The organism is Agrobacterium sp. 6Ca8 (genome assembly GCF_055382765.1).
Map to the genome: position 1 here is coordinate 731,242 of NZ_AP026434.1, position 18,477 is coordinate 749,718.

16 protein-coding genes are annotated in these 18,477 nt (G+C 59.2%); 11 read left to right on the forward strand and 5 right to left on the reverse strand.

The features are described from left to right. Positions 1–42: 42 nt before the first annotated feature. Entirely contained in the window at positions 43–1,242 is a 1,200-nt protein-coding gene (locus tag ACZ5A6_RS17535; RefSeq protein ID WP_112292290.1) for an ROK family protein, read from the reverse strand. A 196-nt stretch (positions 1,243–1,438) separates the two neighbouring features. Here ACZ5A6_RS17535 and ACZ5A6_RS17540 point away from each other — a divergent pair, with 196 nt between their 5' ends. The 6 genes from ACZ5A6_RS17540 to ACZ5A6_RS17565 all read left to right on the forward strand — a co-directional run bounded on the left by ACZ5A6_RS17540 (position 1,439) and on the right by ACZ5A6_RS17565 (position 8,138). Then, positions 1,439–2,740 (forward strand): ABC transporter substrate-binding protein, encoded by a 1,302-nt coding sequence (locus tag ACZ5A6_RS17540; protein ID WP_013761508.1) that lies wholly within the window; start codon positions 1,439–1,441, stop codon positions 2,738–2,740. A gap of 69 nt (positions 2,741–2,809) precedes the next feature. Beyond that, positions 2,810–3,748, forward strand: a complete 939-nt coding sequence (locus tag ACZ5A6_RS17545; RefSeq protein WP_003510729.1) for a carbohydrate ABC transporter permease — start codon at positions 2,810–2,812, stop codon at positions 3,746–3,748. Then, a complete protein-coding gene (locus ACZ5A6_RS17550; protein ID WP_003510727.1) occupies positions 3,741–4,589 on the forward strand; it encodes a carbohydrate ABC transporter permease in 849 nt (282 codons plus the stop codon). Before ACZ5A6_RS17545 ends, ACZ5A6_RS17550 begins: the two co-directional genes overlap by 8 nt. 17 nt (positions 4,590–4,606) lie before the next feature. Continuing rightward, the gene (locus ACZ5A6_RS17555) at positions 4,607–5,680 is read left to right on the forward strand and encodes an ABC transporter ATP-binding protein (RefSeq protein WP_003510725.1); all 1,074 of its coding nucleotides are present in this window, start codon (positions 4,607–4,609) and stop codon (positions 5,678–5,680) included. 146 nt (positions 5,681–5,826) lie between these two features. Continuing rightward, positions 5,827–6,879 carry a sugar phosphate isomerase/epimerase family protein gene (locus ACZ5A6_RS17560; protein ID WP_013761507.1) on the forward strand — a complete coding sequence of 351 codons (1,053 nt, stop codon included), beginning with the start codon at positions 5,827–5,829 and terminating at the stop codon, positions 6,877–6,879. Between the two features lie 71 nt (positions 6,880–6,950). Then, positions 6,951–8,138, forward strand: coding sequence for a Gfo/Idh/MocA family protein (locus ACZ5A6_RS17565; RefSeq protein WP_112292291.1), 1,188 nt, complete (start codon positions 6,951–6,953; stop codon positions 8,136–8,138). Between the two features lie 119 nt (positions 8,139–8,257). Here ACZ5A6_RS17565 and ACZ5A6_RS17570 read toward each other — a convergent pair whose 3' ends face one another. The 3 genes from ACZ5A6_RS17570 to ACZ5A6_RS17580 form a co-directional block, all read right to left on the reverse strand. Continuing rightward, positions 8,258–8,506: a hypothetical protein gene (locus ACZ5A6_RS17570; protein WP_003510719.1), complete on the reverse strand. Its 249-nt coding sequence runs from the start codon at positions 8,504–8,506 to the stop codon at positions 8,258–8,260. 115 nt (positions 8,507–8,621) lie between these two features. Beyond that, positions 8,622–9,893, reverse strand: a complete 1,272-nt coding sequence (locus ACZ5A6_RS17575) for a glycerate kinase type-2 family protein (protein ID WP_464111198.1) — start codon at positions 9,891–9,893, stop codon at positions 8,622–8,624. Between the two features lie 4 nt (positions 9,894–9,897). Continuing rightward, a complete protein-coding gene (locus ACZ5A6_RS17580) occupies positions 9,898–10,251 on the reverse strand; it encodes a DUF1304 domain-containing protein (RefSeq protein WP_013761503.1) in 354 nt (117 codons plus the stop codon). Between ACZ5A6_RS17580 and ACZ5A6_RS17585 the strand changes: the two genes are divergently transcribed. The 4 genes from ACZ5A6_RS17585 to ACZ5A6_RS17600 all read left to right on the forward strand — a co-directional run bounded on the left by ACZ5A6_RS17585 (position 10,238) and on the right by ACZ5A6_RS17600 (position 15,952). Further along, a complete protein-coding gene (locus ACZ5A6_RS17585; protein ID WP_162696083.1) occupies positions 10,238–10,411 on the forward strand; it encodes a hypothetical protein in 174 nt (57 codons plus the stop codon). The two genes, ACZ5A6_RS17580 and ACZ5A6_RS17585, sit on opposite strands and share 14 nt — an antisense overlap. 69 nt (positions 10,412–10,480) lie before the next feature. Then, positions 10,481–11,245, forward strand: a complete 765-nt coding sequence (locus ACZ5A6_RS17590) for an ImuA family protein (RefSeq protein WP_025595750.1) — start codon at positions 10,481–10,483, stop codon at positions 11,243–11,245. After that, positions 11,160–12,677: a Y-family DNA polymerase gene (locus ACZ5A6_RS17595; protein WP_464111199.1), complete on the forward strand. Its 1,518-nt coding sequence runs from the start codon at positions 11,160–11,162 to the stop codon at positions 12,675–12,677. The genes ACZ5A6_RS17590 and ACZ5A6_RS17595 overlap by 86 nt, the downstream gene beginning before the upstream one ends. After that, positions 12,674–15,952: an error-prone DNA polymerase gene (locus ACZ5A6_RS17600; RefSeq protein WP_174060480.1), complete on the forward strand. Its 3,279-nt coding sequence runs from the start codon at positions 12,674–12,676 to the stop codon at positions 15,950–15,952. The genes ACZ5A6_RS17595 and ACZ5A6_RS17600 overlap by 4 nt, the downstream gene beginning before the upstream one ends. Positions 15,953–16,064: 112 nt before the next feature. Here the strand turns inward: ACZ5A6_RS17600 and ACZ5A6_RS17605 are convergent, their stop codons facing one another. Further along, complete coding sequence (locus ACZ5A6_RS17605) at positions 16,065–17,003, reverse strand: AraC family transcriptional regulator (protein WP_464111200.1); 939 nt, start codon at positions 17,001–17,003, stop codon at positions 16,065–16,067. Positions 17,004–17,185: 182 nt separating this feature from the next. Between ACZ5A6_RS17605 and ACZ5A6_RS17610 the strand changes: the two genes are divergently transcribed. Then, positions 17,186–18,403: an MFS transporter gene (locus tag ACZ5A6_RS17610; protein ID WP_174060481.1), complete on the forward strand. Its 1,218-nt coding sequence runs from the start codon at positions 17,186–17,188 to the stop codon at positions 18,401–18,403. Positions 18,404–18,477 lie beyond the last annotated feature (74 nt).

Below are 18,477 nucleotides of genomic sequence, written 5' to 3' on the forward strand. Positions count from 1 at the left end.
CCGTAAATCAGAAATGCCTAAGCCCACTCTCAACCTTGCCGGCTAGAGCGCCGGCCCTGTGGTGTTCCATGGCGATTCGTAAAGCTCGTAAAGTGCGACGGCTGCCGCCCCCTGCGCCCACAGTTCGTCGCTTGCAACGTCGAAAACCAGCTCTGCGACGCCTGCCAGCGATGGCGGCACGGCGGCGTTGTAACTGTCGCGGATGCTGGTAATGAAGGGCTCGCCGAGCTCGAGACTGGAGCCGGTGATGATGACCCGTGGCGGCGCAAACAGCGTGACGATATTGGCAAGCGTCAGGCCAAGGGCTGCACCGGCGCGCAAGGCTGCCGCTATAAGATCGTTGTCTTCCGCCGCAATCAGCGCATGGGCATGCTGCATGCCGCGACCAAGCCGGATAGCTTCTGCAAAACGCCCGTCCACTGGGCGGGAACCGAGAATGGCGTTCTCGCCCGCCTGGCTCGCCAGCCGCACGGTTCCTTCACTGGCAAGGCCGATCACGAGGTCACCGAGATTGTGGCTGAGGCCGCCTGCACCACGAAACAGCTGGTTTTGATGCATCACGCCAAGCCCGAGTGTCTGCTCGAGCGAGATCAGCACCATGTCCTCAAGATCGCGCGCATGGCCGAACCAGTGATGGGCAAGCGTGATGGCGTGGGCGTCGCTTTCGATGATGGTGGGGGAATTCAGCCGTGAGGTCATTTCCTCGGCAAAATCGACGTTTACTTCCCGCAGGATAGGGCTGCTGCGGATCCTGCCGGTGCGATGTTCGATGACGCCTGGCAGGCCAAGGCAGACCATGTCCACATCTTCCAGCGACAGTCCGGCATCGACCACGCAACGCCTCACCCCGTCTTCCACCAGATCGGCAATGACGCCGATCGGTTGGCGGTCTACACGGATCGGCAGGGCGAGGGTGGACAGCACGTTGCCGCAAAAATCGGTGACGACGAAGACCATGCGGCTTGCCGCAATCTTGGCGCCCACCACGCGCGCCGCATGCGGGTTCAGCTCCAGCATCACCCGCGGCCTGCCGCGTGCGCCCTCCGTGCGGATATCGCCGATATGGCGGGTAAGGATAAGCCCGTCATCGAGCAGCGATGCGGTGATCGCCGATACGGTGGTGGTGGAAAGCTGCGTTCTTTCGCTGATTTCCACCCGGGAGATCGGTCCGTGGCGGCGGATGCTGTCCAGCACGCTTAGCCGGTTGATCGCGCGCATCAGTTCTGGGTCTGCGGTCTTCATGGGCTCCTGCTGCGATCAATGCCGGTTCGAAAACCAATTTATGTCGGATTGCGGATTAAATAACGGTGTCAGGGAGGGGTGTGTCAAGCCATTCGCTCAAAAAATCAGCATGGCGCCTTGACAATGAGCGAGTGCTAAGGTGAATTAATCCGCATTGGGGAATAAATGAGGAAATCCCCGAGGGAGGATCACGATCATGACGATTAGGCACGCAGGCGCAAGCCTGGGCGGCAGGCTGATAGGCTTTGCCACAACGACAAGCATTGCTCTCATGCTCGGCGCCGCAAGCGCCTCGGCCGCAACGGTCGTTAAATGGATGCATGTGGAGCTGGACCCGAAATCCGTGGCCGTCTGGGAGGAGATTGCCAAGGAATATGAGGCCAAACATCCTGACGTGGACGTGCAACTGCAGTTTCTGGAAAACGAGGCGTTCAAGGCAAAATTGCCTACCCTGCTGCAGTCCAACGACGTTCCCGATTTCTTTTATAGCTGGGGTGGCGGTGTTCTTGAAGAGCAGTCCAAAACCGGTGCGCTGAAGGACCTGACGGAAGTTTTCGACGCCGATGGTGGCAAGCTGCGCCAAGCCTATAGCGCGGCCGCAATCGATGGTCTGTCGTTTGACGGCAAGGTCTGGGCCGTGCCTTACCGCGTCAGCCTCGTCAGTTTCTTTTATAACAAGGAGCTGTTTGCCAAGGCGGGCGTAAAAGCGGAAGACATCAAGACCTGGGACGATCTCGGCGCCACCGTCAAGAAAATCAAGGCAGCGGGCATCGTTCCGATTGCCGGTGGTGGCGGTGAAAAATGGCCGATCCATTTCTACTGGAGCTATCTCGTCATGCGCAATGGCGGACAGACCGTGTTCGACGCCGCCCGCAAGGGCGAGGGTGAAGGCTTCATGGATCCCTCCATCATCAAGGCGGGCGAGCAACTGGCCGAGTTCGGCAAGCTCGAACCCTTCCAGCCCGGCTATCTCGGCTCCACCTGGCCCCAGGCGCTCGGCGTCTTCGGTGACGGCAAGGCCGCGATGATCCTCGGCTTTGACAATACTGAAGCCAACCAGCGCAAGAATGCCGGTGACGGCAAAGGCCTTGCGGCAGACAATATCGGTCGCTTCGCCTTTCCCGCCGTCGAAGGTGGTGCTGGCAAAGTCACCGACACGCTGGGCGGTCTGAATGGTTGGGCAGTCACGAAAAACGCTTCCAAGGAAGCGATCGATTTCGCGGCCTTCCTGACCAGCAAGGAAAGTGAAGAAAAGATGGCGGCTGCGGGCATGATCCTGCCGGTTGCGACGGGTGCGGATGGAGCGGTCAAGAACCCGCTGCTGGCGGATTCGGCCAAGCAGCTTGCAAGCTCTACCTGGCACCAGAACTTCTTCGACCAGACACTGGGCGCGGCCGTTGGCCGCGTGGTCAACGATGTCTCCGTCGAAATCGTTTCCGGCCAGATGAGCGCCGAAGAGGGTGCCAAGCAAATTCAGGATGCTTTCGAGCTTCGCTGATTTCGGTTCCATGACGGCGCCGCGCGGGACGCGGCGCCGCAGTATCTGCCTGAATGAAAGCGGATAGAGATGACGGATATTTCCATGACTTCTGCGTCCATACCGGCGCGCGGCGCGTCGAAGACGAAGCGCAAGCAAAGCTCGGTCGCGCATGACCGTGCGCTGACCCTGCTGGTCTTCCTTCCGCCCGCATTGCTGCTCTTTACCCTGTTCGTCATTCTGCCCATGGGCGAGGCGGCATGGTACAGCCTTTACCGCTGGAACGGTTACGGCACGCCGACCGATTTCGTGGGCTTGAAGAATTTCCAGGTCCTGTTCGGCAATGCCGCCTTTTCGCAGGCTCTGCTCAATAACGGCCTCATCATCCTGATTTCCGTGCTGATCCAGATCCCGCTGGCGATCTGGCTTGCCATGATGCTGGCGCACCGCCTTCCGGGCGTCGTTGCCTTTCGGCTGGTTTTCTTCCTGCCCTATGTCCTTGCGGATGTCGCGGCCGGCCTGATCTGGCGCTTCGTTTATGATGGCGATTACGGCCTTTTCGCTGCCATCTCCAATTTCTTCGGCTTCGCCAATCCTTACGTGCTGGCCGACAAGGATGTGGCGATCTACGCCGTGCTTGGCGTCATCGTCTGGAAGTATTTCGGTTTCCATATGATGCTTTTTATCGCCGGCCTTCAATCCGTCGACAAGAACGTGCTGGAAGCTGCCGAAATCGACGGCGCCTCCGGCTGGCAGAAGTTCCGATACGTCACCTTGCCGATGCTCGGCTCAACGGTGCGCCTGTCCGTCTTTTTTGCGGTGATCGGCTCGCTACAGCTGTTCGACATGATCATGCCGCTCACCGGCGGCGGTCCGTCCAACTCCACGCAAACCATGGTCACCTTTCTCTATACCTACGGCGTCATGCGCATGCAGGTGGGGCTTGGCAGCGCGGTGGGTGTCGTTCTCTTCGTTATCTGCGTGACGCTCGCCTTCGGTTACAAAAGGATTTTCATGCGCCATGACTGAACCATCCACTTCCGTCCGCATGCCGCTGCAAACAAAGCTCTATCTTTATATATCGCTGAGCCTGATAGCGGCCATCGTGCTCATCCCGCTTCTGACGACGGCGCTTGGCGGCTTCAAGACGCTGGGGGATCTGCGCGTCAACCCGTTCGGCTTGCCAGCCGAGTGGCAATGGGCCAATTACGGCGATATCCTCTTTGGCAAACGCTACTGGCTGCAGATATTCAATTCGCTGGTGATTGCGCTGTTGACGGTCTTTTTGACGCTGACCGTCTCGGCCATGGCCGCCTTCACCTTTGCGCATGTGAAGTTCTTCGGCTCTTCTTTCCTGCTGAATTACTTCCTGCTGGGACTGATGTTCCCGGCGGCGACCGCCATCCTGCCGCTGTTCATCCGCATCCGCGATCTCGGTCTGCTCGATACCTATTGGGGCGTGGTTCTGCCTCAGGTGGCTTTCGGGCTCGGCATGAGCATCCTTCTGTTTCGCAATTACTTCCGCAATCTGCCGGAAGAATTGTTTCAGGCCGCTTTCGTGGATGGTTGCGGCTATCTGCGCTTCTTCTGGCACATTTCGATGCCGCTCTCACGACCCATCGTGGCGACGGTGGGGATCGTTTCCTTCGTCGGCAGCTGGAACAGCTACATTCTGCCGCTGATTATGCTGAACTCGGAATCGAAATATCCCTGGCCACTCGGCATCATGGTCTATCGCGGCGAATTCGGCACGGAATGGCAGCTCGTGCTCGCCTTCATCACGCTGACGATCCTGCCGACCGTCATCGTCTTCTTCCTCGCACAGAAACACATCATCGCGGGCCTGACGGCCGGTGCCGTCAAATCGTGACTTGAAAGGAGCAAAACATGGCTTCCGTCGAACTTAGGGATATCCGCAAGTCCTATGCCTCGCTCGATGTCATTCACGGCATCTCGCTCGATATAACCGATGGCGAATTCATTGCGCTGGTCGGGCCTTCGGGCTGCGGCAAATCTACCCTGCTGCGCATGATCGCCGGGCTGGAGGAAATCACCGATGGGGATATCCTCATTGGCGGCACCGTCGTCAATTCCATGACGCCGCGCGAGCGCAATATCGCCATGGTATTCCAGTCCTATGCGCTTTATCCGCATATGACGGTCGCCGAAAACATGGGCTTCAACCTGAAGCTTGCCGGGCAGCCGAAAAACGTCATCGATGAGCGCGTGGCGGAAGCCGCACGCATGCTCGATCTCGGCAAGCTTCTGGACCGCAAGCCCTCGCAGCTTTCTGGTGGCCAGCGCCAGCGCGTCGCCATGGGCCGCGCCGTGGTGCGCAACCCGGCCGTCTTCCTGTTCGATGAGCCGCTGTCAAATCTGGATGCCAAGCTGCGCGTGCAGATGCGTAGCGAAATCAAGGCTCTGCATCAGAAAGTCGGTACGACCTCCATCTACGTCACCCATGATCAGATCGAGGCAATGACGCTGGCCGACCGGGTGGTGGTGCTCAATCACGGCCGTATCGAGCAGCAGGGCACGCCGCTCGAACTTTATAAGACACCTGCCAATCTTTTCGTTGCCGCCTTCATCGGCTCGCCGGCCATGAACCTCATCGAAGGCGTGGTCGACGGCGAGGGCGATCAACCTGCCGCCCGGCTGAAGGACGGGACGGCGATCCGCATTGCCGCCTCAAGAAATGTCAAGCGCGGCCAGTCGGTGACGATCGGATTGAGACCGGAACATATCGGTTCGACCGTCGGCGGCGATATTTCGCTGTCCGGCAGGACGGTGTTGGTCGAGCCGACAGGCGCGCAGACGCATGTGGTCTTCGAACTGGCGGGCGATCAGGTTACGGCGGTGGTGGATGGCGAGCAACTGGTCAAGGTCAACACCCCCTTTGCCGCCACCGTGCATCACGAGCGTGTACATGTGTTCGACAGGGCAAGCGGTCTGGCGCTTTAGACGTGTTTCGTTTTTTAGTGGAATAACGAAATTCTCTCGCTCCCCGGCATTTGGGGCTTGTCTGAAAATTATGAGCGGTTAGCTTGGCAAATTGGGAGCCAAAGCGGTTTTACCGCTGAACTGTATCGATACAGGAGGAGATTTTTATGAAAACGATCAAGGGACCGGGTCTTTTTCTCGGTCAGTTTGCCGGTGATGCTGCGCCTTTCAATACATGGGACGGCATTACCAAATGGGCGGCAGAAAAGGGTTATGCCGGCGTGCAGGTTCCCACCTGGGCCGGGCAGTTGATCGATCTGAAAAAGGCTGCGGAATCCAAGGATTATTGCGATGAATTTGCGGGTGTCGCCCGCCAGAACGGCATCGAGGTAACCGAGCTTTCCACCCATTTGCAGGGCCAGCTGGTTGCCGTTCACCCCGCCTATGACGAAGCCTTCGATGGTTTTGCAGCACCTGAAGTGCGCGGCAATCCCAAGGCTCGCCAGCAATGGGCGGTGGAACAGGTGAAGCTTGCCCTGAAGGCTTCGAGAAATCTCGGCATCAACGCACATGCGACCTTTTCGGGTGCTCTTGCCTGGCCCTTCATCTATCCGTGGCCGCAGCGCCCGGCCGGTCTGGTGGAAACCGCCTTTGACGAGCTGGCAAGACGCTGGACGCCGATCCTTGATTACGCCGATGAGCAGGGCGTGGATGTCTGCTACGAAATCCATCCCGGCGAAGATCTGCATGATGGCGTGACTTTCGAGATGTTCCTGGAGCGTGTGAAGAACCACAAGCGCGCCAACATGCTCTATGACCCGTCGCATTACGTGCTGCAATGCCTTGATTATCTTGACAATATCGACATCTACAAAGACCGCATCAAGATGTTCCATGTCAAGGACGCTGAGTTCAATCCGACCGGCCGCCAGGGCGTGTATGGCGGTTATCAGGGTTGGGTCAACCGTGCGGGCCGCTTCCGCTCGCTGGGTGACGGGCAGGTGGATTTCGGTGCGGTGTTCTCGAAAATGGCTGCCAATGATTTCGACGGATGGGCAGTGGTTGAATGGGAATGCGCGCTGAAACATCCTGAAGACGGTGCCCGGGAAGGGGCCGAGTTCGTCAAGCACCATATCATCCGCGTCACGGAAAAAGCCTTTGATGATTTCGCATCTGCCGGCACCGATGATGCGGCCAACCGGCGCATGCTTGGGCTTTAAAAGCATTTCCAGGAAAAGTGTGAAGCCGTTTTCCGTGTGGGAATGCGCTTAGAAAATGCCGAGGAGACATTATGGCTATTGAAGGAAAGACAACCGACAAGGCGAACACGCGGATTCGCCTGGGCATGGTGGGTGGCGGTTCGGGTGCATTTATCGGCGGCGTTCACCGCATGGCCGCGCGGCTCGACAACCGCTTCGATCTCGTGGCCGGGGCCTTGTCCTCGACACCGGAAAAATCCCTCGCCTCCGGCCGCGAACTCGGGCTTGCTCCAGAGCGTTGCTATGGGTCATTTGAAGAAATGGCAGAGAAGGAAGCGCTTCGCGAGGATGGTATCGAGGCGGTAGCGATCGTCACGCCCAACCACGTACATTATCCTGCGGCGAAGGCGTTTCTGGAACGCGGCATCCATGTCATCTGCGACAAGCCGCTGACCTCCAATCTGGAGGATGCCAAAAAGCTGAAGGACGTGGCGGACAAGGCGGACGCGCTGTTCATCCTCAGCCATAACTACACCGGTTATCCCATGGTGCGGCATGCGCGTGAACTGGTGGAAACCGGTGCGCTCGGGAACATCCGTCTGGTGCAGATGGAATATCCGCAGGATTGGCTGGCTGAGCCGTTGGAGCAGACCGGTGCGAAACAGGCCGTCTGGCGCACCGATCCGGCGCAATCCGGTGTCGGCGGCTCCACAGGGGATATCGGCACCCATGCCTATAATCTCGGCTGCTTCATTTCCGGTCTGGAAGCCGATGAACTGGCAGCGGATGTACATACCTTCGTGGAGGGTCGCCGTCTGGACGACAATGCGCATGTGATGCTGCGCTTCAAGCCAAAGGACGGCAAGCAACCAGCCAAGGGCCTGCTTTGGTGCAGCCAGGTGGCTGTCGGGCATGAAAACGGGCTGAAGGTCCGCGTTTACGGCGACAAGGCAGGCATCGAGTGGACGCAGGCTGATCCGAACTATCTCTGGTTCACGAAGCTTGGCGAGCCGAAACAGCTCATCACCCGCGGCGGTGCTGGCGCCGGTACTGCGGCCGCGCGTGTGACGCGCATTCCCTCGGGCCATCCGGAAGGATATCTCGAAGCCTTCGCGACCATCTATACCGAAGCGGCCCACGCCATCGAAGCCCGCCGCACCGGTTCGGAGCTCGACAAGGCGGTCACCTATCCGACCGTCGATGACGGTGTCAAAGGCGTCGCTTTTGTCACCGCCTGCATCGAATCCGGCAAGAAGAATGGCGGCTGGGTGAAGCTGTAAGATCGACATGGCGTCGCGGCGTATTTCTTCTCCCTGCGGGGGGAGAAGGGCCGGATGAGGGGGCAAGCTCTCGGCTTATCTCTGCCTGCTTTCCCCTCACGACCCACCTGAAGACGTGATCAATTTACGCGTGTCATCTGCTGCTGCATTCGTTCAGTCACGGGGCAACCGTCCTGTATTCTCGTCCAGGATGAGACGTTGAGTTTCATTTCGCAGCGCGCGAGATAGGAGCCGCCATCGACCCTGAGGCAGGATGTCTGGCCGAGTTCGAACATGACACCGCGATTTCGGCATTTGCAATTGTGGGCGTCCGCCAAGGTGGGGATCAGGGCCAGGGCTAGACCAATTACGAGCACTCCAAAACGCATGGCTGAGGCTCCAAAAGACAGGCCACCAGATTATACCTGTCCGACGGTATAGTCAAAACAGCCACCCTCAACGACGCGCACCGCACGGCCATAACAGGCTCGAACTCTCCTGCTTTCACCCGATCAAAATCGCCCTGATATCATTCACATTCGTCAGCGTCGGACCGGTGACGACAAGGTCGCCAACCGCCTTGAAGGCGGTGTAGCTGTCGTGTCCCACCAGCGACTGGCGCGGATCGACACCGGCGTTGCGCATACGCGCAAGCGTATCGGGCGTCACCAGTGCGCCTGCCGCATCCTCAACGCCGTCTATGCCGTCGCTATCGCCGGCGATGGCCCAGATACCGCCTGCACCCTTCAGCGTCAGCGCAAGGCTCAGCAGAAATTCCGTGTTGCGCCCACCCTTGCCGGCCAGCCCTTTGCCGATCGTCACCGTGGTTTCTCCGCCGGAAAGCAGCACGGCCGGGCCTTTGACTGGCAGGCCCTTGCGGCTGGCGGAGAGGGCGATACCCGCCATCACCGCGCCGACATCCTTTGACTCGCCCTCCAGCGAATCCCCGAGGATGAGCGGCGTAAGGCCAAGCTTCACCGCCTCGTCCGCCGCCGCCTGTAGGGCGAGCGAGGGTGTCGCGATCAGCCTGATGTCCTCTTCTATATCGCCTGCCTTCGGCGTTTCCTCGCCCTTTTCCAGCACTTTGCGCACATTCTCGGGAAGATCGAGCTCATAACGGGAGACGATTTCCCGCACATTGTTGATATCGCTCGGATCGGCAACCGTGGGGCCGGAAGCGATTTCGGAGGGATCGTCGCCCGGTACGTCTGAAATCAACAGCGAAACCACTCTGGCCGGTTTGGCGGCCAGCGCAAGTCGCCCGCCTTTGATGCGGGAGAGGTGCTTGCGCACGGCATTCATCTCGGAAATCGTCGCACCGCTGGCAAGAAGTGCGCGGTTGACGGCCATCTTGTCCGCAAGCGTCATGCCTTCGGCAGGTGCGACCATCAGTGCCGAACCGCCGCCGGAAATTAGCGTGATCACCATGTCGTCTGCGGTCAGCCCTTCAACGGCGGCAAGAATGCGTCTTGCCGCTTCAGCACTCATGTCGTCGGGCACGGGATGGGAGGCCTCGATGATTTCGATGCGCCCGGCCGGAACGGCATGACCGTAACGGGTTACGACGATACCGGAGAGGTTCACATCCGCCCAGGCCTTATCAAGCGCTGCGGCCATGGCAGCCGAGGCCTTGCCAGCGCCTACCACCACGCACCTGCCCTTGGGCGGGGAAGGAAGATGATGTTGCAGCACCTTTGCGGGATCTGCACTCGCCACTGCCGCCATAAATATGCGGTTGAGAGCGTCTTTTGCGCGGAGGTCGTTCCATGCGGTCATAGGTTCATACTCCGATCCAGAGGAAGCCGAGCGCAAACAATGCCGGCAAAGCCTGAATGAACAGGATTTTCATATTGGCGGTAATGGCGCCGAAAATGCCGGCTATCAGGACACAGGTGAGGAAGAAGACCTTGAAACTCAGTCCTTCATCGCCCTGCGTGAGCCCATAGATCAATCCGGCTGCCAGAAAACCATTGTAAAGCCCCTGATTGGCGGCAAGCACCTTCGTCTGTCGCGCAAAATCCTCAGAGAGGCCGAAGGCCTTGCGGCCGGCCGGCTTTTCCCACAGCAGCATTTCCAGAATGGTGATGTAAACATGGATGGCCGCAACCACGGCAATCAGAATGCTGGCGATCATCGGCGGTTTCCTCCAAACCCTGATGTCCGGCGCGTCAATTATCCGCAAAAAGAGAGAGGCCGACCGGATAATCCGTTTTAACGGTGGTACACATGGCCGCAAGGCCATAATCCCTCTCTTCCCGCGCAAACCTGTTGAAGAGCCGCACAGCATTGCTTGACTCTTTGCTGAAATAAGAACAAAACAGGAACAATAGAACTGAAAAACCGGAATTGAAACCTGTCATGCCATGCAAAAGCGCGCGGAACAGTTGCTCGTTGTCGAAGAGCTGCGTGAAAGGCTGGAAAGGATCGGTGGCGGTCCTCACCGCCTGCACGAGGCCTTGCCTTTCGGCGTGGATGCCATCGATCACCATTTGCCTGGAGGCGGGCTGAAGCTCGGTTGCCTGCATGAGGTGAGCGGCGGCGGCAATGGTGCCGCCGATGGTGCGGCAGCGGCGCTTTTTGCGGCCGGTGTGGCAGCAAGGCTATCCGGCAAGGTCTTATGGTGTGTCACCCGCAGGGATCTGTTCATGCCGGGATTGACGCAGGCGGGCCTGTCGCAGAACCGGGTCATCATCGTCGAATGCCGCGATGAGAAAGGCGTGCTCGACTGTTTCGAGGAAGGCTTGCGCTGCAACGGTTTTGGCGCCGTGATGGGCGAGCTTGCGAAGTTGCCGATGAATGCCTCGCGACGGTTGCAACTGGCGGCGGAAACCTCTGGTGTCACGGGCATCGCCATCCGCCGCTTCCGGCGCCCGGCCGATGCGGCGTTGTTTGGCGAGCCGACGGCCGCTGTAACCCGCTGGCGTGTCTCTGTCCGGCCATCTTCGCCCCTGCCTGTGCCGGGGGTGGGCAGGCCACGCTGGTTTCTGGAACTTTTGCGATGTCGCGGCGGCGAAAGCGCTGCATTTGAAGTGGAAGCCTGTGATGCAAAGGGTCGTCTCGCTTTACCTGCCGACATGGTCGACGGATCGCTACCAGCGTCTTTCGGGGCAGAACGCGCCGCCGGTTGAAAAGCCGCTGGTCATGATCGGCCGTCAGGGCAGCCGCCGCCTGGTGCTGGCGCTGAACAAGGCAGCAAAGGCGGCGGGCATCCGGCCCGGCACACCCGTCAGCAAGGCGCAGGCTTTGGTGCCGGGTCTCGTTGTCGAGGATCTGGATGCGGCGGCGGATGCCCGCGCCCTGCAACAACTCGCTTTTCATTTCCTGCGTATCTATGCCCCGATCGTCGCCGCAGATCCGCCTGATGGGCTGGTGCTGGATACGGCAGGTGCGGACCATCTGCACGGCAATGAGACGCTGATGTTGAGCGGCATGGTGAACCGCCTGCATGCCGCAGGCTTCGCCGCCCGCGCTGCCATTGCCGATAGCTGGGGGGCGGCCCATGCGCTTGCCCGGTTTGGCCGTGAGGAGATCAGCATCGTATCGCCGGGCGGGCAGCGCGCGGCGATCAGCGGGCTGCCGCTGGCGGCGCTCAGGCTGGAGGAGCGTATCGTTTCCGGATTGAAGGTGCTCGGTTTTCGCACCATAGGCGAACTTGCCGAGGCTCCACGGGCGCCGTTGACCCTGCGTTTCGGCCCGGAAGTGGTCAGGCGGCTCACTCAGGCTTTTGGCGAGACTGGCGAACCTATCGAGCCGGTGCGCATTGCCGAACTGGTGGAGGTGCGCCGCGCCTTTCCCGAGCCGATCGCGGCGGCGGAGACAATTGCCCGCTATGTGCAAAAGCTGGTTGCTGAGCTTTGCGTCTCGCTGGAAAAGCGCGGCCTTGGCGCACGTCGCGTCGATCTGCTGCTGCACCGGGTGGATAGCGGCTTGCAGGCCGTGCGGGCCGGCACCTCCAGACCGGTGCGTGATGTCAAACAGCTTGTCCGGCTTCTGACCGACCGGATCGACACCATCGATCCCGGCTTCGGCATCGAGTTGATGGTGCTGACCGCCACCCATGCCGAGCCGCTTGTCGCCGCGCAGGCCCGGTCCTCGCTTCTGGAGGAAGGGCGTGCGGAAATCGCCGATACGGTCGATGTCATCCTCAATCGTGGCCACAGGGTCTATCGTTATGCGGCGGTGGCAAGCGACGTGCCGGAACGTTCTCTTGCCAGCGTTTCGGCGCTGGCACCTGAGGATACCCTCGGCTGGCCTTGCCACTGGCCGCGCCCGGTCAGGCTTTTTGCAAGGCCGGAACCCATCGAAACTCTGGCGCTGCTTCCGGATCATCCGCCGCGTTATTTTATCTGGAAAGGCGTGCGCCATAATGTGCGGCGCGCTGATGGGCCGGAACGGGTGTTTGGCGAATGGTGGAAACGCGACCGCGAAAAGGCCGCCGTGCGCGATTATTTCACTGTCGAAAACGAAAGCGGCGAGCGCTTCTGGATTTTCCGCTCAGGTGATGGCGAACATACCGAGACGGGCTCACAGGGCTGGTTCATCCATGGGGTCTTCGCATGAGCACGCCGCGCTATGCCGAGCTTCAGGTGACCACGCATTTCTCCTTCCTGCGCGGTGCAAGTTCCTGTGATGAACTGTTCGAACAGGCAAAAAATCTCGGTATCGAGGCACTCGGCATCGTCGATCGCAATAGCCTTGCGGCCATTCCCCGCGCTTATGAAGCGGCCGATAATCATGGCATCCGGCTCGTCATCGGCTGCCGGCTCGATCTGGATGACGATCTTTCCGTGCTTGTCTATCCCATGGATCGCCCGGCTTACGGGCGGCTTTGTCGGCTGCTTTCCGTCGGCAAGAAGAGGGGTGGCAAGGGTAAGTGTCGGCTCACATGGGACGATCTCGTAGCTTATGGCGAAGGCCTTATCGTGGTGCTGCTCGCCGATCTGGCTGACGATCTCTGCGCGCTTCGCCTCCGCCGGTTGAAAGCTGCTTTTGCTGACCGGGCCTATATGGCGCTGAGCCTGCGAAGACGACCCAACGACCAGATGCGGCTTTTCGAATTGTCGAATATGGCTGCAGCCGCTGATGTGCCGACTGTTGTTACCAATGACGTGCTGTTTCATGTGCCCGAGCGTCGCATGCTGCAGGATGTCGTTACCTGCATCCGGCACAATTGCACCATTGACGAGGCGGGTTTCCGGCGCGAGCGGCATGCAGACCGCTATATGAAGCCGCCTCAGGAAATGCACCGGCTGTTTGCCCGCTACCCGGAAGCACTGGTCCGCAGCCTCGAAATCGCGAAGCGTTGCACCTTTTCGCTGAAGGAGCTGGTCTATCAATATCCTGAAGAGCGCAGCCTGCCGGGGCTGACGGCGCAACAGGCGTTGGAAAAGCTCGTCTGGGAAGCGGTGCCGGGGCGTTATCCGGATGGTCTGCCGGAGAAGGTCGAAAAGGCACTGCATCATGAGTTGGATGTTGTCGGCAGATTGCAATATGCGCCCTATTTCCTGACCGTGAGTGCTATCGTCCGACAGGCTCGCAAAATGGATATCTTGTGCCAAGGACGCGGTTCTGCGGCAAACTCGGTTATCTGTTTTGTACTTGGTATCACTGCCATTGATCCTGCTCGTTTCAGCAATCTCGTCTTTGAACGTTTCGTTTCCGAAAACCGGGGTGAACCGCCTGATATCGATGTGGATTTCGAGCATCAGCGGCGTGAGGAAATTATTCAATGGGTCTACAAAACCTATGGCCACGATAAAGCCGCGCTTTGTTCAGTCGTTACCCGCTATCGTGGTCGAGGGGCATTGCGAGATGTTGGTAAAGTACTAGGTCTGCCAGAAGATCTGACCAAACTTCTATCCTCGCAGGTCTGGCGCTGGAGCGAGGGCGTTGGCGAAAAACAGGTCAAGGAATTGAACCTCAATACAGAGGATCGTCGCCTGCAACTCGCTTTTGAATTAGCCAACCAGCTTGTTGGCACGCCACGCCATCACAGTCAGCATCCCGGCGGCTTCGTGCTTTCCCATGATCGGTTAGATGAGCTCGTCCCGATTGAACCAGCTGCCATGAACGATCGACAGATCATCGAATGGGATAAGGATGATATCGATATCGTGCGGTTCATGAAAATGGATTGCTTAGCGCTTGGAATGCTCTCCTGCATGAAGCGTGGCTTCGATCTGTTGGAAGCGCGTACTGGAGAGAAATACGATCTCGCTGCGATGCCGCCGAATGATCCTGCAACATTTGCAATGATTCAAAAGGCAGACACGCTAGGCACTTTCCAGATCGAAAGTCGGGCGCAGATGTCAATGTTGCCCCGTTTGAAGCCCGTCGAATTTTACGATCTTGTAATTCAGGTCGCTATCGTTCGTCCCGGTCCCATTCAGGGAGATATGGTCCATCCATATTTGCGGCGCCGTCAGGGAAAAGAGCCCGTTCGATATGAAAAACCAGAGCTTAAAAATATTCTCGAAAAGACGCTGGGTGTCCCGCTATTCCAAGAGCAGGCCATGAAGATTGCCATCGACTGCGCCGGTTTTTCTCCCGGCAAGGCGGACCAGTTGCGCCGCGCGATGGCGACTTTCAAGAATGTCGGCACGATCTCCAAGTTCCAGCAGGATTTGATCGATGGCATGGTGGAACGCGGCTATGACGAGGACTTCGCCAAACGCATCTTCAAACAGCTAGAAGGGTTCGGCAGTTATGGTTTCCCGGAAAGCCACGCGGCGTCCTTCGCGCTGATTGCCTATGCTTCCGCATGGCTGAAGTGCCATCATCCGGATATTTTCTGTGCCTCGCTTCTGAATTCGCAGCCCATGGGCTTTTACGCCCCGGCGCAGATCGTGCGCGATGCGCGCGATCATGGGGTGGAGGTTCGCCCGGTTTGCGTCAACAACAGCCGTTTTGATTGCACGCTGGAGCCCACGGGCAAGAAGAATGCGAATGGTAAAGAGCGCTACGCCGTGCGGCTTGGCCTGCGCATGGTAAAGGGGCTTTCCAACGATCATGCAGCAAAAATCGTCGCCTGCCGTCAGGATCGCGATTTCGTTTCCGTGGACGATCTCTGGCGGAGGGCAGGTGTTCCCGCCGCTGCCCTAGTCTGTCTCGCCGAGGCCGATGCCTTTCTGCCGTCGCTGTCGCTTTCCAGACGCGAGGCGCTGTGGGCCATCAAGGCTTTGAGGGATGAGCCGCTGCCGCTTTTTGCTGCCGCTGCCAGCCGGGAAAACGCTGTGGTGGATGAGCTTTGCGAACCCTCCGTCGCGCTGCGGCCCATGACTGATGGCGGCGAGGTGGTGCAGGATTATGGCCATGTGGGGCTGACCCTGCGCGAACACCCCATGTCCTTCCTGCGGCGCGATCTTTCCCGCCGGCGCATTGTCAGCTGTGCGGAGGCGGTGCGCGTCCGTGATGGAACGTGGCTGGAAACGGCGGGGCTGGTTCTGGTGCGCCAGCGCCCAGGCTCGGCAAAGGGAGTGATCTTCATGACTCTGGAGGATGAGACAGGTATTGCTAATGCGGTTCTGTGGGTCAAGACCTTCGAAAAATACCGGCGCGTGGTGCTTTCCGCCGGTATGGTCGGCATTTACGGCAAGATCCAACGGGAAGGTGAGGTGGTGCATCTGGTCGCCCACCGGCTGACCGATCTGTCAGAGGCGCTGGCAAGCGTGGGTGAGCGCAATCACCCCTTTCCTCTGCCGCATGGGCGCGGCGACGAGTTCCACCACGGTATTCCGCCGGACGATCATCGCAACATCAGGAAACGTCCACCGCCTGCGACCCAGGATGGAGATGAGGTGGAGAGGATAAAGGTCATTTCCCGCAATTTCCATTAGAGCATTTCCAGTAAAAGTGCGTAGCGGTTTTACGCCCAGAAAATGCGTAAAAACAAAGAGATAGAGCACGTCAAAAGTTCCTGTTTAAACCGGACGTGCTCTAAGATGCGCTCTATGCCGCATCTTCCAGACCAGAGGTATCCTTCCTGCGGAACTGGCTGGGCGGCGCGCCGATCACGCGTTTGAAGGCGCGGCTGAAGGATGCCTCGGAATCGTAGCCGAGCTTTTCCGCCGCCAACGTGACACGCATACCCTCGCGCAGCCACAGTCGCGCCTGATGCATGCGTATGCGAACGACATAACGGGCTGGGCTTTCACCCACCACACGGGTGAAGCGTTCTGCAAAACTCGAGCGGGATGCACCCATCAGGGAGGCAAGCTCTTCCACGCTCCAGTCTTTCTCGGGGGTAAGGTGGATCGCTGCAAGCACCCGTCCGAGTTCGGGATTGCGCACGGCGGCAAGCCAGCCGCTGGAATCGCCGCAACCATATTCTACCCATGTGCGGATCAGTGTTGCCGTCAAGACATCGGCAAGCCGCGCCAGAATGCCACCGGCACCAACACGGTTCAGTTCCACTTCGCGCGCCATGGCTTCCAGGAGATGCGGAATGGCCGGATCGCTTTTGGCGAGATCGCTGGTCAGCATCACATCCGGCATCAGTTGCAAAAGCGGATGCAGATTATCCATGTTGAAACGCATCGAGGCGGTAAACGCTACCGTGTCGCCGCCGGCACCGGCACATTCCATGTCGAAAATGCCCTGACACACTTCCTTCTTACCGAACCGGTCGAAGAGGGCAGGCCTTACATCCTCGCCGCTGCCCAGCACATGAGCGTGGCCACGGGGAAGAAGCACTGCATCGCCGCACGTAAGCGTCAGCCATTCTCCGGAAGGTTTGCGTAATTTTGCCTGGCCCACGCCAATAAAATGAAACCGCGCCGCCTCCTGCTCGGGAAAGGCCGTCGCCCAGGGCGTTGCCATGCGGCAGCGGCCATATTCCACGCCGTCAAGCCGCAGACCACGCAGCATTTCCGTCAATGCATCATTCATGGCAACTCACAAATTCGGACGTTTGGTTAAGGAATGCGGATTTTTTAGCATGGAAACGCCGAGCTGTCACGCGTAGCTTACGACCATCGATTTGTGAGGCGACGCACCGGGCTCCCACCGGCTTCATCGTTTTGCCATTCCGTTTCAGGGCTCGTTCCCAGAATGCGCATCAGGAGATTTTCATGAATAACCGAACAATCAACGAACTTGAATATGCGCCACACAGACAAGAGCCGGATGCGAAGTGGGCGGCGGTGGTTTCGCTTTCGCTCGGTGTCTTCGGGCTGGTAACGGCGGAATTCCTGCCGGTCAGCCTTCTGACGCCACTGTCGACCGATCTCTCCATCAGCTCCGGCATTGCCGGCCAATCCATCACCGTCACGGCACTGGTCGCAGCGGTTGCCGGTCCCGGCGTCGTCATCGGCACGCGCAGCATTGATCGCCGGTGTACCCTGCTTGGCCTCACGACGTTGCTGATCATTTCCAGCACATTGGCCGCTTTTGCCAACGGTCTTTTCATGCTGTTTACATCGCGCGTTTTGCTCGGCATCGGCCTTGGCGGCTTTTGGGCCATGTCGGCGGCGCTGGCGCTAAGGCTTGTTCCGCTGGATAAGATGCCGCGCGCCATGGCCATCATCCTAACCGGCGTTTCGGTTGCCACCGTTTGCGCAGCCCCTGTCGGGGCGTGGATCGGCGCGACGCTTGGCTGGCGTGCGGCCTTTGTCGTCGCCGGCGTGCTGGGTGTCATCGCACTTGTCGTGCAGTTGCTCACCGTTCCCTCGCTGCCGCCGGCCGGTGCGCCCGGCCTGTCCACCATGTTCCGGCTATTGCAGCGCCCGCAGGTCAGGATCGGCCTTCTGACGACGCTATTCATCGTCGCGGGTCACTTCGCCGGCTTCACCTATGTTCGCCCCTTCCTCGAAGACGTGCCGCAGCTTGGCGTCGAAGCAATCTCGCTCGTTCTTCTGGCTTACGGCGTGGGCGGTTTTTTTGGTAATCTCTTCGGCGGCTTCCTCGCCGAGAAGAACACGGCATGGGCCGTGACGTTTGCCGCCACCCTGATTGCCGCATCCGCTTCCGTGCTGGTGATTGCCGGTGCATCTCCCGTTGTCGCTGGCTTTGCCATTGCCTCCTGGGGTTTCGCCTTCGGTGCGCTTCCTGTCAGCGTACAGAGCTTCATCACCCGCGTCGCCTCAGATGAGGCCGAAAGTGCGGGCGCGTTGCTGCTCACCACCTTCCAGATAGCCATTTCCAGCGGCGCTGTTCTGGGCGGACTGCTGATCGACCTTCAGGGTGCGACCATGGTCTTCGTTTTCGTCAGCATTGCAGCACTCCTCGGCGCATCGCTCATGGCATCGCGCCGTGGCGTGGTGCCGCATATTGAAGCGTCGCAGGGGTAAGATACTTGCCGGAAGAAAAAGGGCCCGCATCCGTGCGGGTCCGAATTTTATGATGAAAAGCCACCCCCTCCGTC

Bases quoted from the DNA above. Each gene is read 5' to 3' on its own strand.
- ACZ5A6_RS17580 (WP_013761503.1), bottom strand. From the start codon at position 10,251: ATGATCGCCAGCATTCTGATTGCCGTGGTTGCGGCCATCCATGTTTAC.
- ACZ5A6_RS17575 (WP_464111198.1), bottom strand. From the start codon at position 9,893: ATGACCGCATGGAACGACCTCCGCGCAAAAGACGCTCTCAACCGCATA.
- ACZ5A6_RS17550 (WP_003510727.1), top strand. From the start codon at position 3,741: ATGACTGAACCATCCACTTCCGTCCGCATGCCGCTGCAAACAAAGCTC.
- ACZ5A6_RS17610 (WP_174060481.1), top strand. From the start codon at position 17,186: ATGAATAACCGAACAATCAACGAACTTGAATATGCGCCACACAGACAA.
- ACZ5A6_RS17535 (WP_112292290.1), bottom strand. From the start codon at position 1,242: ATGAAGACCGCAGACCCAGAACTGATGCGCGCGATCAACCGGCTAAGC.
- ACZ5A6_RS17600 (WP_174060480.1), top strand. From the start codon at position 12,674: ATGAGCACGCCGCGCTATGCCGAGCTTCAGGTGACCACGCATTTCTCC.
- ACZ5A6_RS17565 (WP_112292291.1), top strand. From the start codon at position 6,951: ATGGCTATTGAAGGAAAGACAACCGACAAGGCGAACACGCGGATTCGC.
- ACZ5A6_RS17555 (WP_003510725.1), top strand. From the start codon at position 4,607: ATGGCTTCCGTCGAACTTAGGGATATCCGCAAGTCCTATGCCTCGCTC.
- ACZ5A6_RS17605 (WP_464111200.1), bottom strand. From the start codon at position 17,003: ATGAATGATGCATTGACGGAAATGCTGCGTGGTCTGCGGCTTGACGGC.
- ACZ5A6_RS17585 (WP_162696083.1), top strand. From the start codon at position 10,238: ATGCTGGCGATCATCGGCGGTTTCCTCCAAACCCTGATGTCCGGCGCG.
- ACZ5A6_RS17560 (WP_013761507.1), top strand. From the start codon at position 5,827: ATGAAAACGATCAAGGGACCGGGTCTTTTTCTCGGTCAGTTTGCCGGT.
- ACZ5A6_RS17570 (WP_003510719.1), bottom strand. From the start codon at position 8,506: ATGCGTTTTGGAGTGCTCGTAATTGGTCTAGCCCTGGCCCTGATCCCC.
- ACZ5A6_RS17590 (WP_025595750.1), top strand. From the start codon at position 10,481: ATGCAAAAGCGCGCGGAACAGTTGCTCGTTGTCGAAGAGCTGCGTGAA.
- ACZ5A6_RS17595 (WP_464111199.1), top strand. From the start codon at position 11,160: ATGCAAAGGGTCGTCTCGCTTTACCTGCCGACATGGTCGACGGATCGC.
- ACZ5A6_RS17545 (WP_003510729.1), top strand. From the start codon at position 2,810: ATGACGGATATTTCCATGACTTCTGCGTCCATACCGGCGCGCGGCGCG.
- ACZ5A6_RS17540 (WP_013761508.1), top strand. From the start codon at position 1,439: ATGACGATTAGGCACGCAGGCGCAAGCCTGGGCGGCAGGCTGATAGGC.